Annotated in this window: 15 protein-coding genes; 5 read left to right on the top strand and 10 right to left on the bottom strand. The window is 63.3% G+C overall.

Translation table 11 applies throughout. The features are described from left to right. The first annotated feature begins 13 nt into the window (after positions 1-13). Positions 14-697, top strand: coding sequence for a glutathione S-transferase family protein (locus IM701_RS01220; protein WP_062347572.1), 684 nt, complete (start codon positions 14-16; stop codon positions 695-697). 168 nt (positions 698-865) lie between these two features. Here IM701_RS01220 and IM701_RS01225 read toward each other — a convergent pair whose 3' ends face one another. The 3 genes from IM701_RS01225 to IM701_RS01235 form a co-directional block, all read right to left on the bottom strand. Then, positions 866-1741 carry an energy transducer TonB gene (locus IM701_RS01225; protein ID WP_169745742.1) on the bottom strand — a complete coding sequence of 292 codons (876 nt, stop codon included), beginning with the start codon at positions 1739-1741 and terminating at the stop codon, positions 866-868. Positions 1742-1864: 123 nt separating this feature from the next. Continuing rightward, entirely contained in the window at positions 1865-2797 is a 933-nt protein-coding gene (locus IM701_RS01230) for an electron transfer flavoprotein subunit alpha/FixB family protein (RefSeq protein WP_193827499.1), read from the bottom strand. Beyond that, on the bottom strand, positions 2797-3549 hold the full coding sequence (locus tag IM701_RS01235) for an electron transfer flavoprotein subunit beta/FixA family protein (RefSeq protein ID WP_039337173.1): 753 nt from the start codon (positions 3547-3549) through the stop codon (positions 2797-2799). The genes IM701_RS01230 and IM701_RS01235 overlap by 1 nt, the downstream gene beginning before the upstream one ends. Here IM701_RS01235 and IM701_RS01240 point away from each other — a divergent pair. Together IM701_RS01240 and IM701_RS01245 are read left to right on the top strand one after the other, a co-directional pair. Then, complete coding sequence (locus tag IM701_RS01240) at positions 3548-3715, top strand: hypothetical protein (protein WP_193827540.1); 168 nt, start codon at positions 3548-3550, stop codon at positions 3713-3715. The genes IM701_RS01235 and IM701_RS01240 overlap by 2 nt on opposite strands. A 35-nt stretch (positions 3716-3750) precedes the next feature. Beyond that, positions 3751-4365 (top strand): thioredoxin family protein, encoded by a 615-nt coding sequence (locus IM701_RS01245; protein WP_230487751.1) that lies wholly within the window; start codon positions 3751-3753, stop codon positions 4363-4365. 76 nt (positions 4366-4441) lie between these two features. Here IM701_RS01245 and IM701_RS01250 read toward each other — a convergent pair whose 3' ends face one another. The 3 genes from IM701_RS01250 to IM701_RS01260 form a co-directional block, all read right to left on the bottom strand. Next, a complete protein-coding gene (locus IM701_RS01250) occupies positions 4442-6886 on the bottom strand; it encodes a TonB-dependent receptor (RefSeq protein ID WP_193827541.1) in 2445 nt (814 codons plus the stop codon). Between the two features lie 388 nt (positions 6887-7274). Continuing rightward, positions 7275-8330 (bottom strand): sugar phosphate isomerase/epimerase, encoded by a 1056-nt coding sequence (locus IM701_RS01255; protein WP_062343281.1) that lies wholly within the window; start codon positions 8328-8330, stop codon positions 7275-7277. A 13-nt stretch (positions 8331-8343) separates the two neighbouring features. After that, positions 8344-9453, bottom strand: a complete 1110-nt coding sequence (locus IM701_RS01260) for a Gfo/Idh/MocA family protein (RefSeq protein WP_193827542.1) — start codon at positions 9451-9453, stop codon at positions 8344-8346. 157 nt (positions 9454-9610) lie between these two features. Here IM701_RS01260 and IM701_RS01265 point away from each other — a divergent pair, with 157 nt between their 5' ends. Further along, complete coding sequence (locus tag IM701_RS01265; protein WP_193827543.1) at positions 9611-10285, top strand: TetR/AcrR family transcriptional regulator; 675 nt, start codon at positions 9611-9613, stop codon at positions 10283-10285. Positions 10286-10303: 18 nt separating this feature from the next. On the opposite strand, the gene galU is transcribed toward IM701_RS01265, so the two are convergent. Continuing rightward, positions 10304-11206, bottom strand: coding sequence for a UTP--glucose-1-phosphate uridylyltransferase GalU (gene galU / locus IM701_RS01270; protein ID WP_039336349.1), 903 nt, complete (start codon positions 11204-11206; stop codon positions 10304-10306). Positions 11207-11343: 137 nt separating this feature from the next. On the opposite strand from galU, the gene murA reads away from it, so the two are divergent. Further along, entirely contained in the window at positions 11344-12627 is a 1284-nt protein-coding gene (gene murA, locus IM701_RS01275; RefSeq protein WP_039336350.1) for a UDP-N-acetylglucosamine 1-carboxyvinyltransferase, read from the top strand. A 10-nt stretch (positions 12628-12637) separates the two neighbouring features. Here murA and arfB read toward each other — a convergent pair whose 3' ends face one another. From arfB to IM701_RS01290, 3 genes are read right to left on the bottom strand one after another with little or no spacing between them, the layout of a single operon-like run. After that, a complete protein-coding gene (gene arfB / locus IM701_RS01280) occupies positions 12638-13051 on the bottom strand; it encodes an alternative ribosome rescue aminoacyl-tRNA hydrolase ArfB (RefSeq protein ID WP_039336351.1) in 414 nt (137 codons plus the stop codon). 1 nt (position 13052) lies between these two features. Then, entirely contained in the window at positions 13053-13733 is a 681-nt protein-coding gene (locus IM701_RS01285; protein ID WP_370584357.1) for an RluA family pseudouridine synthase, read from the bottom strand. Continuing rightward, the gene (locus IM701_RS01290; protein ID WP_193827544.1) at positions 13733-14902 is read right to left on the bottom strand and encodes a pyridoxal phosphate-dependent aminotransferase; all 1170 of its coding nucleotides are present in this window, start codon (positions 14900-14902) and stop codon (positions 13733-13735) included. The genes IM701_RS01285 and IM701_RS01290 overlap by 1 nt, the downstream gene beginning before the upstream one ends. Between the last annotated feature and the right edge of the window lie 3 nt (positions 14903-14905).

A 14905-nucleotide genomic window follows, 5' to 3' on the forward strand; every position in this document is an offset into this window, starting at 1 on the left:
GAGGAGTGTCCCGGTGAGCTATGTCCTGATCACGGCGAACCGGAATTATTCGAGCTGGTCATTGCGACCATGGGTGCTGATGAAGGCGCTCGGCATTGCCTTCACCGATCGGGTCGAGCCTTTCACCAAGCCCTCAAACTACGATGAGTTTCGTGCCTTCTCGCCTACCGGGCAGGTGCCGGTCCTGCTCGATGGCGCGCGGACCGTGTGGGATTCGCTGGGCATCGCGCTCTACCTGGCCGAGCGGCACGACGGCGTCTGGCCCGCCGATGAAGCGGCGCGCGCCTTCGCCATTTGCGCCGTGGCCGAAATGCACGGCGGCTTCTCGGCGCTGCGCAACGACTGCACGATGAATGTCGGGGTGCGGGTCACGCCTCGCCCGATGCGGCCTGCCCTCGTGCGTGACGTGGCGCGGGTGCGCGAGATCTTCGAGGAAGGGCTGGAGCGCTTTGGCGGCCCATGGCTCGCCGGCTCCGCCTTTACCGCGCTGGATGCCTTCTTCGCCCCCGTCGCCTTTCGCATCCGCACCTATGGCCTCGATGTCGGGCAAGGACAGGCCTGGGTCGATCACATGCTCGACCACCCGGCAATGCGGCAGTGGGAAGCGGAGGCACTGGACGAAGCGTGGCGCGAGGAAGGCCACGAGGCCGAGCTGGCCGAATGTGGCGAGATCATCGCGGACTATCGCAGGGCCTGACAGGCCACAGCTACCTTCCCACGAGTCAATTGCGCAAAAAGAAAGGCCGGTCCGAAGACCAGCCTTGGAAAGTTTGGGAGAGGATGCCTGAAAGGCCTCTCCTATGTGCGATTCCGAGCCCGATTCTGCAAGTGCGAAGGACGGATTTGCAGTTGCATGGCATGCAACTCAGTCGGCGACAATCCATCTCACCGTGTTGACGTGATAGCTGGGCACAGCGGTGCCCGACCGGTCCCTCGCAGGCTCGAAGCGGGCGCGCTTCATCAGCAGCTCGCACGTGAGCTCCTTGAACTCGGGCGATTGGGTGGCGACCTGAATCCGGCAGAGCGTCGGCGTCCCGCTTGCGTCGATCATCAGCCTGAAGCTGACGAGGGCCTGCTCGTTCTTGCGCAGCGCCTTCTTCGGATAGTCGGACGACTTCAGCCACTTGCTTGGAGACGTCAGAGGAGCAGGAAGGCTGGCGAGATTCTGTTGCTGGACCGGATCAAGCCCCCACAGCTTGACGAGATCCGCGGTGCAGGTCCTCATTCCAGCCAGTGCCGAAGTCATCGTTCCCAGTCTGAAGGTCAGGTCCTCCGACTTTCTCCTGATCCGCAACTCGCGAATTTTCGCAACTTCGGCTGCAGTCGCAGGCGGATGGGCCCCTTCAGAATCGCGGTTGAGCAAGTCGAGCGGCCCGAGCACCACGACCGGCTCGCCCGCCGTATTCGTGCCTCGCATCAGACCCACCTGCTTCTGCAGAGCCAGCTCCGGGCCGAAACCCATGTCGGCATCGCTGCCGGTCTTTCCCAGCCGCTCCGTGCCCTTCCCTGCCAAGGTTATGTGGTAGACGTCGCCCGGCGCGAACTGGTCGAGTATGACCATGATCTTGTCGCCCTCGGCACCGAACTCCCGGCCGAGGCGGCAGCTGTCATCGGCATAGTGCACGATCCATGCAGTGCGAGAGGACAGCATTTCGGGCGTGGAGGCGAGCAGCGGCCGCGGGATCGCTGCCATCGCGAAGATGGCGGCATACGTGCCCAGGGTCCGGGAAGTCTTATTCATGTACATTAGCTTAGTCATGAACAAGAGAAACAGAAAGCCCCGCTCTCGCAAGCGGGGCTATTAACCCATTTGGAGTGTTTCCCCGGGGAAACACTCCAGCGTGGCGTTGTGGTCGAGTGGGGTTCAGAGCTTGCCGGTCAGTTCCGGGACGAGCGTGAAGAGGTCGCCGACGAGGCCGATGTCGGCGACCTGGAAGATGGGCGCGTCTTCGTCCTTGTTGATGGCGATGATGGTCTTGCTGTCCTTCATGCCGGCAAGGTGCTGGATCGCGCCCGAGATGCCGACGGCGATGTAGACTTCGGGAGCCACGATCTTGCCGGTCTGGCCGACCTGGTAGTCGTTGGGCACGTAGCCTGCGTCGACCGCGGCGCGCGATGCGCCGATGCCGGCGTTCAGCTTGTCGGCGAGCGGGGTGATGATCTGCTCGAACGTGGCAGCGTCCTTCAGCGCGCGGCCGCCCGAGACGATGATCTTGGCGCTGGTCAGTTCCGGCCGCTCCGACTTGGCGATCTCGGCGCTGACGAAGGTCGACAGGCCACTGTCGCCGGTGGCGCTGACGGCTTCGACTGCTGCACTGCCGCCAGTGGCGGCAGCCTTGGCAAAGGCGGTGCCGCGCACGGTGATGACCAGCTTGGCGTCGGAGCTTTCTACCGTGGCGATGGCGTTGCCGGCGTAGATCGGGCGGGTGAAGGTCTTGGGCCCCTCGACCGAGAGGATGTCCGAGACCTGCATCACGTCGAGCAGCGCGGCAATGCGCGGGGCGACGTTCTTGCCGGTGGTCGTGGCAGGGGCGACGAAGGCGTCGTAATCGGCCATCAGCCCGGCGACGAGCGGGGCGACGTTTTCAGCGAGCGCGTTGCCCAGCGATGCGTCGTCGGCCTTGAGCACACGGGCGACGCCGGCGATCTGCGCAGCAGCCTGTGCAGCAGCGTCGCAGTTCGATCCGGCAACCAGCGCAGTCACTTCGCCCAGTTGAGATGCGGCAGTGACGGCGGCGAGCGTGGCGTCCTTTACGGAAGCGTTGTCGTGTTCGACGAGAACGAGAACCTTGGACATCAGGCTACTCCCATTTCCTTGAGCTTGGCGACCAGCGTGTCGACATCGGGCACCTTGATGCCGGCTGAGCGCACCGGCGGTTCGCTGACCTTGAGCGTCTTGAGGCGCGGCGCGATGTCGACGCCGTAGTCGGCGGGCGACTTGGTGGCGAGCGGCTTGGACTTGGCCTTCATGATGTTGGGCAAGCTTGCGTAGCGCGGCTCATTGAGGCGCAGGTCGGTGGTGACCACCGCGGGCAGCGCCAGCTTCACCGTCTGCAGGCCGCCGTCGATCTCGCGCTTGACGACAACCGCATCGCCTTCGACCGAAACTTCGTTGGCAAAGGTCCCTTGGGGCCGTCCCAGCAGCGCGGCGACCATCTGGCCGACCTGGTTGCTGTCATCGTCGATCGCCTGCTTGCCGGTGATGATCAGAGCAGGCTGCTCCTCATCGGCAATGCCCTTGATGATCTTGGCCACGGCCAGCGGCTCGACCTCGGTGCCGTCCTCGACCTGCACCAGCACCGCCCGGTCCGCACCCATCGCCAGCGCCGTGCGCAGCGTTTCCTGGCTCTTGGCAACGCCCACCGACACCGCCACGATCTCGCTCACCACGCCCTTTTCCTTCAGGCGAATGGCTTCCTCGACCGCGATCTCGTCAAACGGGTTCATGCTCATCTTCACGTTCGCAAGATCAACACCACTCCCATCCGCCTTCACACGTGGCTTCACGTTGTAGTCAATCACCCGCTTCACGCAGACCAGGGCTTTCATGCGTCGTGCTCCTGCCAATGCCATGCCGTTGATGCCAAAAGGCACCGGCTCGATCCTCGCGATGACGTGGAATGTGGGTGGTGTCCACGGTAAATTTGCAAAGGTGCAAAGCGAAACTTTGCAGTTGGCCCAAGGCGATCGGCATTTGGCCCGCGACGCGAAATGACGTAAAAGAATGGAGATTCTAATAAAGGAGAAGGGATGATGCTGAGACTCTCGCGCCAACTCGACTACGGCAAGCCCGCGCCGGATTTTTGCTTGCCGGATGTCGAAGGGCATCTGCGCAGCCTTGGCGACTATGCCGAAAGCCCTGCATTGCTGGTGGCCTTCATCTGCAATCACTGCCCGTTCGTGCTGCACGTGCTGGACGAATTCATTGCCTTCTCACGCGAGTACCAGCCCAAGGGTCTGCAGGTGGTGGCGATATCATCGAACTGGCCCGACGACTTTCCCGAGGACGACTATCCGCACATGCAGAAGCTGGCGGCGGAGAAGGACTTTCCGTTCCCCTATCTGCATGACGAAACGCAGGACGTGGCGCTGGCCTATAACGCGATCTGCACGCCGGATTTCTTCCTCTACGATCGCGAGCGGCTGCTCTATTATGCTGGCCAGTTCGATGCGAGCAGGCCGCAGATCAATCGCCCGCCGGTGCCGGGGTTGCCGCCGCTGCGAACGGACCTGCCGGTTACGGGCGAAGACATGCGGCGCGCCGTGGATGCGCTGCTGGCAGGAGATGCCGCACCGCAGCCGCAGCATCCAAGCGCCGGTTGCAGCATCAAGTGGCGACCGGGGAAGGACCCGTCCTGGGGTTGAGGCTCCGCAGATTGCAGGCAACAAAAAAGGGGAGCGGCGATGCGCTCCCCTTCTTTATTTGCGACCCGGTGTTGACTTAGAAGTCGACCGCAAGGCGGACGCCGTAGGTGCGCGGCGTGCCGAACTGCCAGTTGAACACGTCGTCGTTCGGGCCTGCCGAGATGAAGCTGCCGTAAGTCAGCGGGCGTTCGTTCTCGAGGTTCTTGGCGAAGGCCGTGATCGAGAAGCGCTCGTTCTCGGGCTTGTATTCAAGGCTGACATCCGTCTGCGTGAAGGCGGTCTGCGTGCCATCGCGGTAGTTGTAGAAGTCAGTGAAGTACTTGCTCTTGAACGTGGTGTTCGCACTGGCGCGCAGGGTGCCTGCATTGCCGAAGTCGAAAGTATGGTCATACCCTGCGGTGATCACCCATTCCGGCGAGAACGGCGGACGGTTGCCTGCAAAGTTCGGCTGCTGAACTCCAGCGGTGACAGGATCGAGATCGCCGATGCCGTTGCGGCTGTTGCAGACGCTCTGCGGATTGCCGGCGGTGGGCAGGCAGAACACGTTGAACTGCGCGAACAGTTCCTTGTATTCGGCGTTCAGGTAATTGACCGAAGCATGGAAGCGGTCGTTGTCGCTCAGCGCGAAGTCAGCCGAAGCTTCGATGCCCCAGATCTTGGCCTTGCCCGCGTTGAAGGTCTGGCCGCCGACGGTGGTGTCGAGCAGGACCGAGACCTGCAGGTCCTTGTAATCGTAGTAGAAGCCGCCGAGGTTGAACTGGTGCTGGCCCTTGTCGCCAAAGGTCTGCTTCCAGCCGAGCTCGTAAGCCGTGTTGGTTTCCGGCTTGTAGTCGCCCACGGAGTCGAAGCCACCGCCCTTGAAGCCGGTCGAGACCTTGGCGAACACCAGCGTGTCGCTGTTGGGCTTGTAGTTCAGGCCGGCAAGCCAGGTGACCCGGTCTTCCTTGCTGGAAAGCGGGATGATGCTCTTGTACTTGAGGTCGGCAAAGTTCTTCGGGCTGATGGCACCATTGAAGAGGAGGAAGTCTGGCGGTCCCGGAGGATCGATCGGCTGGCCAGCTGCATTGGTGCGCGCAAAAGGCACCGCGTTCTTGTAGATCGCATCGCGCGAGTTTTCGGTGTAGCGCAGGCCGCCGACAGCCGTCAGCGTCTCGCCGAGTGGGACCTCGACCTGACCGAAAGCGGACTTGCTCTCGCTGGTGATGTCGCGATCAAAGTAGGACAGCGTCACGACGTTCGGGCCGAAGGTGGTGACGAAGCTGCTTTCGGCGTTGACGGTCTCCTTGAAGTAGAATCCGCCGACCTGGTAGGTGATGCCATTGACTTCACCGTTGAAGCGCAGTTCGTGGCTCTGCGTGCTGGTGCGCTGGTCCCAGTTGAATGAGCGGTAGGTGACCGGCAGCGTCAGGAACTGGCCCGGCGTGCCCTCGAACTTGCGGTAGCCGCCAATGTACGAGATCGTCAGGGCTTCGCTCACCTCATAAGCTACGCGGCCGCGCAGGGCATAAGTGTCCTGAGTCAGCTTGCCGAGACCGAAGGCGGGCGCTGCATATTCCCCGCGATTGACGGCCGCCAGAAGGTTGGTCTCGTTCGGGATGCAGAGAACCTGATTCTGCGCAGCAGCATAAAGTGGCGCGACAGCCGTGAAGCCGCTGGCGGTAGAGCAGCTGGCGTTGGTCGGGCGTACACCAGCAGCATTGAGATCAGCCGATGCAAAGGCTTGCGGCGTGAATTCGCGCTTGGCGTATTCACCCGCGAAATAGACGGTGAGGGCATCGGTCGGCTCAAGCTGGACCGATCCGCGCACGCCGTAGGATTTGTTGTCGTCCGAGCGACCGCCTGGGAACGCCGGGTAAGTGTACCCTGCATTGTAGGATGGCCGTGCCGGGTGCTTCACATAGCCATCATGCTCGTCATAGAAGCCGGCAACGCGGACGCCACCGATGTCACCCAAAGGAACGGTCACGCCGCCGTCAAGGCGCACGGCGTTGTAGTTGCCATAGCTGGCCGAGGCGTTGGCGGCGAATTCCTTGCCCGGCTTGCGGGTGATGAAGTTGATGGCTCCGCCGGTGGAGTTGCGGCCGTAGAGCGTACCCTGCGGGCCGCGCAGCACTTCGACGCGATCGAGATCGAACAGCGCGATGCTGAGCGCCTGAGGGCGGTTCATGTATTCGCCGTCGATGTTCACGACGACCGAGGTGTCCTGCGATTCGTCGTTCGAGTTGGTGCCGACGCCGCGGACGGTAACCTTGATGGTGCCCTGGTCCTGGTTGAGCTGCACCGCAGGGGCGATCTTGCCGATGTCGTTCATGTTCGAGAAGCCGGCCTGCTGCAGCTGCTCGGCATTCACCACGTTGATCGCGATCGGAACGTCGTTGACGTTCTGCGCGCGGTTCTGCGCAGTCACGATGATGACGTTGGGATCTGCCTCTTCGGCCGCTTCCTGTGCATGGGCGGGCAGGGCGAAAGCCAGCGCGCAGGCGCTCGCCAAAAGGGTGCGGGTGTACAGGGTCTTGGGCATGATTTTCAGTTCCTCCCCAGGTGGCGCCACGTTGGGCGTGGCAGCGTGTTAGCAGATTAGAATCTGAAAAACTAGAACATAAATTCTATTGGTGGAAATGTTCTGACACCTTGCGGCATTTTTGCCACGGAGAGCTCAAATGAGGCTCTGTGCGATCTGCTTCTGCCGCCGGCCCATCATACAGTAAAATACCAAGCTTTGCCTTTGCCATAGTCTGAGACTCTGGAAGGCAGATATACCCGCCGATGCTGCAAAGCTACGCGCCATGACTTGATACACAAAGGAAACAAATTTCATGGAAGGTCATTCATCGCGTAAATGCGATTGGGCAAAAAGGAAGGCGCCGCCGATCGTCTCGGCGGCGCCCCGATGATGAAGGGTTGATGGTTCAGCTAATTCCCATCAGCTTCGCGTTGAGAGAGCGATCCGCACCTCCAGCGGCGAAATCATCAAAGGCATGCTCGGTGACCTTGATGATGTGGCGGTCGATGAAGGGTGCTCCCTCGGCCGCGCCGACCTCAGGATGCTTCAACGCGCATTCCCATTCCAGCACGGCCCAGCCGGCATAATCATTCGCGGCCATCTTGCTGAAGATGCCGGGGAAATCGACCTGTCCATCTCCCAGAGAGCGGAAGCGTCCGGGCCGATCGACCCACGACTGGTAGCCGCCATAGACACCCGAGCGCCCGTTGGGCCGGAATTCGGCGTCCTTCACGTGGAAGCACTTGATGCGCTCATGGTAGATGTCGATGAAGGCCAGGTAATCGAGCTGCTGCAGCACGAAGTGGCTGGGATCGTAGAGGATGTTGGCGCGCGGATGGTTGCCGACGCGTTCGAGGAACATCTCGAACGTCACGCCGTCGTGAAGGTCCTCGCCGGGATGAATCTCGTAGGCCACGTCGACGCCGTTCTCGTCGAACACGTCGAGAATCGGCTTCCAGCGGCGGGCGAGCTCGTCGAAAGCGTCTTCGACGAGACCGGCCGGGCGCGCGGGCCAGGGATAGAAATAGGGCCAGGCAAACGCGCCTGAGAACGAGGCGTGCGCCTTCAAGCCGAGATTGGCGCTGGCCTTGGCCGCATGCTTCATCTGCTGCACGGCCCATTCCTGCCGAGCTGCGGGATTGTTGTGGACCGCTTCCGGGGCAAAGCCATCGAACTGCGCGTCAAAGGCAGGGTGCACGGCCACGAGCTGGCCCTGCAGGTGGGTCGAAAGCTCGGTGATCTCCAGCCCCTTGTCGGCGAGCATGCCCTTGATCTCGTCGCAGTAGGTCTGGCTCGTCGCAGCCTTCTCCAGATCGAACAGGCGGCCGTCCCAGCTGGGAATCTGAATGCCCTTGTACCCGAGCCCCGCCACCCAGTCGGCGATGGTCTCAAGGCTGTTGAACGGCGCGGCGTCGCCCGCAAACTGGGCAAGGAAGATGCCGGGGCCCTTGATGGTCTTCATGGCGGATTACTCCTTAGAGCTTGACCCAGCCGGCGTTGTCGCGGCTGGCGGAAACGGCGGTGTCGATGAAGGTCATGCCGCGCACGCCTTCTGCGATACCGGGCAGAAGCGGGGCGCTTTCGCCGCGCAGGAGGGCGGCAAAATCGCGATAGAGGTTGGCGAAGGCTTCGAGATATCCTTCGGGGTGGCCACCGGGGGTGCGGGTGCGCGATGCTGCATCGATGCTCAGAACGCCAGTGCCGGAGCGGACGAGGGTGCAGGTGCCATCGAGCCGGTTGATCGTGAGAGTGTTCGGCTCTTCCTGCTTCCAGGTCACGCCACCCTTGTCGCCATAGGCGCGGATGCGCAGGCCGTTGAGTTCGCCGACCTCGATCTGGCTGGCGAGGAGGACACCTCGCGCACCGTTGTCGAAACGCAGGAGGATCGAGCAGTCATCATCGAGCAGGCGGCCGGGCACGACTGCGCCCAGATCGGCCAGCAGTTCGGTGACGCGCAGGCCGGTAACGAATTCGGCAAGCTGGAAGGCGTGTACGCCGATGTCGCCGATGCAACCGCCGAGACCGGCCTTGGCAGGATCGACGCGCCATTCGGCCTGCTTGCCAACGGCCTCGCCAGCAAGCCAGCCTTGCGGATATTCGACGACGACCTTCCGGACGGTGCCGATCTCGCCAGCGGCAATGCGGGCGCGAGCTTCGCGGACCAGCGGGTAGCCGGAGTAGGTGTAGGTCACGCCGAAGGGCTTGCCCGCGGTTTCGACGAGCGTGGCCAGTTCATGCGCTTCGGCAAGCGTGGCGGTGAGCGGCTTGTCGGTCATCACCGGATAGCCGGCTGCGAGTGCGGCACGGGCAGAGGGCAGGTGGTTGTGGTTGGGCGTGACGATCGAGACGAAGTCGATCCCGTCCTCCCGCGCCCCTTCGGCGGCGAACATGGCGTCAAGCGTGGGATAGGCGCGGGCAGGATCAATACGGTAGCTCTCGCCCGCTGCAGCGCTGCGTGCGGCATCGCTGGAGAAGACGCCGGCGACGAGCTCTATTTCGCGGTCCAGTTCCGCTGCAAAGCGGTGTACCGGCCCGATGAACGCCCCTGGACCACCACCGATCATTCCCATCCTCAACCGACGCATCGATATCTCCAATTTTTAGAAAGTCTGTTCTATTTTGAAAATCCAAGGGGTCAAGCGCGAGTACGCCGATTGACCATCGCCTTTCCCGTCAAATCGTGCAACAAACCGCCCACGCATTCTAGAATACGAATTTCCTTTAAGGGCGAACGGGTAAGCAATGGCACGAGGCGCGGACAGGCAGGCCGAAGAATCGGAACTGGCAGTGGAAACGGTCAGCCGAAAGCCACAGCAGGGCCGCAGCAAGGCGTCGCTCGAGCGGATGCTGAACGCGGCGCGCGAACTCATGCTGGAGCGCGGCAGCGAGGACTTCACGCTGCAGGATGTGAACCAGAAGGGCAACGTCTCCATCGGTTCAATCTACCTGCGTTTCCAGAGCAAGGACAATCTCGTGCGCGCTGTGATCGCGCGGGCGCTCGAGGATATCGCGGCGGACGAAGAGGCGATGGTCGCCGATGTCCTGGCGCAGTCGCCCACGCTCGACGAATTCATGCCGCGCTATGTGGCGGGATATGCCGAAGTGCTGCGAGTCAATGCGCCGCTGCTGCGCCTGGCGATGGAGCGGGCGACCTTCGACCCGCTCGTATCGAAGCCCGGCAAGGATCACGCCTTGCGCGCCACCCAGCGCGGCATGGACGCGATGCTGCGGTATCGCGAGACGTTTGGCGGCACGGACCACGAGACCAAGGCCAACTCGGCCTACAAGATCGTCTTCGCCACGATGGCACGCCAGCTCAGCCTCGGCTCCTCGGGCGAAGCGGCGCATGATTATGACTGGGAAGTCCTGAAGCGCGAACTCGGCCGGATGTGCCTGGCCTACCTTCGCGCTCCATGACGGGGGACGGGCCGAAGTTCAGCCTTCGGCCAACAGCCGCTTCATGATCGCGCGGACATCGTCGGCCATGTCTGGACGTTCAAGCGCCAGCGCCAGCGTGGCCTCGACGAAGCCGGTCTTGCTGCCACAGTCGAAGCGGCGTCCGTCAAACTTCACGGCGTGGAAGGGCTGCTGGCCGATCATGCGCGCCATGGCGTCGGTCAGCTGGATTTCACCGCCCGCGCCTTTCTCCTGGCTTTCGAGCGTGCGCATCACTTCCGGCTGGAGAATGTAGCGGCCAGAGATGATCAGGTTCGAAGGCGCATCCTCGCGCCTCGGCTTCTCGACCAGGCCGGTCACTTCGGTGAGGGAATCCGAAACCCGATTGCCGGGCGCAATCACGCCATAGCTGGACACTTCCTCCTGCGGGACTTCGAGCACGGAGATGAGATTGCCGCCCACTTCGTTGTAGGCATCGACCATCTGCTTCATGCAACCGCCCTTGCCGCCGGGCTCGCCGACCATCATCTCGTCAGGGAGGAAGATAGCGAATGGTTCGTTGCCGACGACCGCGCGGGCGCACCAGATGGCGTGGCCCAGACCCATCGGCACCTGCTGGCGCACAGTAACGAGATTGCCCGGCAGGATGCGGGTGGGCTCCAGCACCTCGAGCGCCTTGCCGCGATCGGACATGGTGTGTTCGAGTTCGTAGGCGGTGTCGAAGTGTTCGACGATGGCGGTCTTTCCGCGGCCAGTCACGAAGATGAGCTGTTCGATTCCGGCCTCGCGTGCTTCATCCACCGCGTACTGGATCAACGGGCGGTCGATCACTGGCAGCATTTCCTTGGGGATCGCCTTGGTGGCGGGCAGAAAGCGGGTGCCAAGCCCTGCTACCGGAAAAACGGCCTTGCGGATCGGCTTTCGCGAAGTGTCGGAACTCATTTGTCAGCCAATATCCATGCTTTGTTGCATCCTCATGATGCACTGCACAATTACTAAGTGAAAATGTCAAGCACGCCTCGTCACGTTATCGTATGCCCCAAGCTTGCACCGCCCTGAAAACCGGATAAACGGCAGCGATGGACAAGATCATCATCCGTGGCGGCAAGCGCCTTTCGGGAACGGTGCCGGTCTCCGGCGCCAAGAATTCGGCCCTTACGCTGCTGCCCTGCGCGCTGCTGACCGATGAGCCGGTGACCCTGCGCAACCTGCCGCGCCTGGCAGACATCGACGGCTTCCAGCACCTGATGAACCAGTTCGGGGTTTCCACGTCGATCGCAGGCGCGCGCCCCGAGGACTTCGGCCGCGTGATGACGCTGCAGGCGACCCGTCTGACGTCGTCGGTCGCGCCCTATGATCTGGTGCGCAAGATGCGCGCGTCGATCCTCGTGCTTGGCCCGATGCTGGCCCGTGCGGGCGAGGCGACGGTTTCGCTGCCGGGGGGCTGCGCCATCGGCAACCGCCCGATCGACCTGCACCTCAAGGCGCTTGAAGCACTGGGCGCGACGATCGAACTGGCTGCCGGTTACGTCCGCGCAATTGCGCCTGACGGTGGCCTGCCCGGTGGGCGCTATTCGTTCCCCGTCGTCTCTGTCGGGGCGACCGAGAATGCGCTGATGACCGCCGTGCTGTGCAAGGGCAAGTCCACCCTGCACAATGCCGCGCGGGAGCCGGAAATCGTCGACCTGTGCAACCTGCTGGTGGCGATGGGCGCGCAGATCGAAGGCATTGGCACTTCGGACCTGACGATTCATGGCGTCGACCGCCTGCACGGCGCGACCTACATGGTCATGCCCGATCGCATCGAGGCCGGGTCCTATGCCTGCGCCGCTGCGATCACCGGCGGCGAGGTCATGCTGCAGGGCGCTCGCATAGAGGACATGGAAGCGACCGTGCAGGCGCTGCGCGATGCCGGCGTGCACGTCGAGCCGCGCAAGGGCGGGCTGTTCGTTGCAGCGGAAGGTCCGTTGAAGCCGGTCACGCTCTCGACCGCGCCTTACCCCGGCTTTGCTACCGACATGCAGGCGCAGCTGATGGCCATGCTGTGCCTGGCCAAGGGTTCCTCGGTGCTGACCGAGACGATCTTCGAGAACCGCTACATGCACGTGCCCGAGCTCAATCGCATGGGCGCACGGATCGAAACCAAGGGCCGCACCGCCGTGGTCCATGGCGTCGACAAGCTGACCGGCGCGGAAGTGATGGCAACGGACCTCCGCGCCTCGATGAGCCTGGTCATTGCCGGTCTTGCAGCCGAGGGCGAGACGCAGGTGCACCGCCTCTACCACCTCGACCGCGGTTATGAGCGGCTCGAAGAGAAGCTCTCGCTGCTCGGCGCCGAGATCGATCGCGTCGGGGGCGACTGAGGGGCGGCGATCAATCCAGCCGGACCTTGCCGCGTCCGGCCTTTACCGCGCCCCTGATCTTCTTGCCCGCTAGCCGCTCGGTCTTGCCGACGCGGTTTAGGCGGGACTTGGCGCGCTTCTGCGGCAGGTTGCAGGCTTCGCGCAGCAGTTCTGACAGCCGCTTCCTTGCATCCTCGCGGTTCTGTTCCTGCGTGCGATAGCTGCGCGCGGTCAGCACGATCTCGCCTTTCGCGGTCATCTTGCTGCCCGCCAGCGTCTTGAGGCGGTGGAAGATCTCCGGCGGCAGGCGCAGCATGAAGACGTCGAGCCGCAGTTGCACGGCGGTTGCCACCTTGTTGACGTTCTGCCCGCCCGGCCCGGCCGAGGCGATGAAGCTCTCCTCGACCAGCGTCAGCGCATGGGCGACGAGAGCATCGGGCGACATGTCAGGCCTCGGTTTCCGGTTGTTCTGCTATTGGCAGCTCGAAGGCGAAGGCTGCGAAGTCGAGCGGCATCGGTGAATAGGCGTCGATCGGCGGCTTGCCTTCGCGCTTCACCACGAGTTCCGAAGCATGGAGCATCGTGCGCCAAGCAAGCTTTCCGTCACCATAAATCGGATCGCCGACAAGCGCGTGGCCCAGCCCCGCAAGTGCGTGGATGCGGATCTGGTGGGTGCGCCCGGTTTCGGGGCGAAATTCGACCAGCGTCATGCCCGGCTTGCGCGACAGCACCTTCCAGTGCGTGACGGCGGGCTTGCCCTTCCTGGCCGGGATCATGCGCCAGCCCTTTTCGGCTGAGCTGATCTTGGACAGGGCGAGTTCGATCGTGCCGCTTTCGCCCTGCACTTCGCCGGCAACGATGCCGAGATAGACTTTCTCCACCTCGCGCGCTTCGAAGGCGGCCGAAAAGCGCTTCAGTGCCTTGGGATTGCGAGCGAGGAGCAGGCAGCCGGAGGTATCCTGATCAAGCCGGTGGACAGGTTGCGGTTCGCGCTGGAAGCCGAAGCGCAAGGCGTCGAGATGGTTCTCGAGACTGTCGCCACCGGCGCGCGGAGGATCGAGCGGCAATCCTGCCGGCTTGTCGATCACCAGCGCTTCACCGTCTTCGAACAGGATGGAAAAGTCGATCACGCTACCGCCTTTGCTATACGCCGCAGCGCTGCCTCGAGTTTTGCCTCGTCCGCCGCGAAGCTGATACGGAAGCCGTCCTTGCCGCCGAATGCCGAGGCCGGGACGACTGCCACGCCGCTTTCGAGCAGGTGGAGGCACAGTGCCTCGTCATCTCCGAAACGCGCCATCAGCGGGGTGGCATCGACCATGCAATAAAATGCGCCGTCTGGGATCGGGGTGGACAGGCCGGGTATCGCGTTGATCGCGGCGCAGACCATGTCGCGCCGCGCGCGGAAGCGTTCGCGCCAGTCCAGCAGAAACTCCTGAGGGCCTTCGAATGCGGCAACGGCGGCTGCCTGGGAGATCGAGGCCGGGTTGCCCGATGAGTGCGACTGCAGGCGCCCCATCGCGCCGATGAGCCAAGCCGGGCCCGCCGAAACGCCGATGCGGAAGCCGGTCATCGCGTGGCTCTTGGATACGCCGGAAACAGTCAGGATGCGGTCGGCAAGGTCCGGGCATTCCACCGCCAGCGTGGCATGGAGGCCCTCGCCATAGCGCAGCGGCGCATAGATATCGTCGCTCATCACCAGCACACGCGGGTGGCGGCGCAGGACTTCGCCCAGCGCGCGCAGTTCCTCGGCCGGGTAGGTCGCGCCGGTCGGGTTGCCGGGGCTGTTGAGCAGCAGCCAGCGGGTGGCGGGCGTGATCGCCGCTTCAAGCTGGGCAGCGGTGATGCGGAATCCGCCTGCGGCATCGGTCGGCAGGTCCAAGACTTCGGCGCCGGCAAAGCGCACGATTTCGGGATAACTCACCCACCACGGGGAGGGGATCAGCACTTCGTCGCCCGGATCGAGCGTGGCGAGCAGGGCGTGGAAGATCGCCTGCTTGCCGCCTGCGCTGACGATGATCTGCGAGGGCGGAACTGCGATGCCAAGGTCGCGCTTGAAATGCAGCGCGGCGGCCTCGCGCAACCGCTGCGTGCCGACGACGGCGGTATATTTCGTGTCGCCTGCGTCGAGCGCGTCCTTGGCGGCCTCTACGACGTGGGCGGGCGTGGCGAAGTCCGGCTCGCCCACCGAGAGCGAGATCACGTCGCGGCCTTCGGCGCGAAGCTGGATGGCGCGGTCGGTGATGGCGGTGGTGCGCGATGGCGCGATGCGCGCGAGGGCTTGGGATAGCTGGGTCATGGG

It is taken from the genome of Novosphingobium sp. ES2-1 (assembly GCF_015169775.1).
In the GTDB taxonomy this organism is placed as follows: Bacteria; Pseudomonadota; Alphaproteobacteria; order Sphingomonadales; family Sphingomonadaceae; genus Novosphingobium; species Novosphingobium subterraneum.

Excerpts from the sequence above, each read along its gene's own strand:
- IM701_RS01225 (WP_169745742.1), bottom strand. The coding sequence starts at position 1,741 with ATGAATAAGACTTCCCGGACCCTGGGCACGTATGCCGCCATCTTCGCG.
- IM701_RS01230 (WP_193827499.1), bottom strand. The coding sequence starts at position 2,797 with ATGTCCAAGGTTCTCGTTCTCGTCGAACACGACAACGCTTCCGTAAAG.
- IM701_RS01240 (WP_193827540.1), top strand. The coding sequence starts at position 3,548 with ATGCGTCGTGCTCCTGCCAATGCCATGCCGTTGATGCCAAAAGGCACC.
- IM701_RS01235 (WP_039337173.1), bottom strand. The coding sequence starts at position 3,549 with ATGAAAGCCCTGGTCTGCGTGAAGCGGGTGATTGACTACAACGTGAAG.
- IM701_RS01245 (WP_230487751.1), top strand. The coding sequence starts at position 3,751 with ATGATGCTGAGACTCTCGCGCCAACTCGACTACGGCAAGCCCGCGCCG.
- IM701_RS01250 (WP_193827541.1), bottom strand. The coding sequence starts at position 6,886 with ATGCCCAAGACCCTGTACACCCGCACCCTTTTGGCGAGCGCCTGCGCG.
- IM701_RS01255 (WP_062343281.1), bottom strand. The coding sequence starts at position 8,330 with ATGAAGACCATCAAGGGCCCCGGCATCTTCCTTGCCCAGTTTGCGGGC.
- IM701_RS01260 (WP_193827542.1), bottom strand. The coding sequence starts at position 9,453 with ATGCGTCGGTTGAGGATGGGAATGATCGGTGGTGGTCCAGGGGCGTTC.
- IM701_RS01265 (WP_193827543.1), top strand. The coding sequence starts at position 9,611 with ATGGCACGAGGCGCGGACAGGCAGGCCGAAGAATCGGAACTGGCAGTG.
- galU (WP_039336349.1), bottom strand. The coding sequence starts at position 11,206 with ATGAGTTCCGACACTTCGCGAAAGCCGATCCGCAAGGCCGTTTTTCCG.
- murA (WP_039336350.1), top strand. The coding sequence starts at position 11,344 with ATGGACAAGATCATCATCCGTGGCGGCAAGCGCCTTTCGGGAACGGTG.
- arfB (WP_039336351.1), bottom strand. The coding sequence starts at position 13,051 with ATGTCGCCCGATGCTCTCGTCGCCCATGCGCTGACGCTGGTCGAGGAG.
- IM701_RS01290 (WP_193827544.1), bottom strand. The coding sequence starts at position 14,902 with ATGACCCAGCTATCCCAAGCCCTCGCGCGCATCGCGCCATCGCGCACC.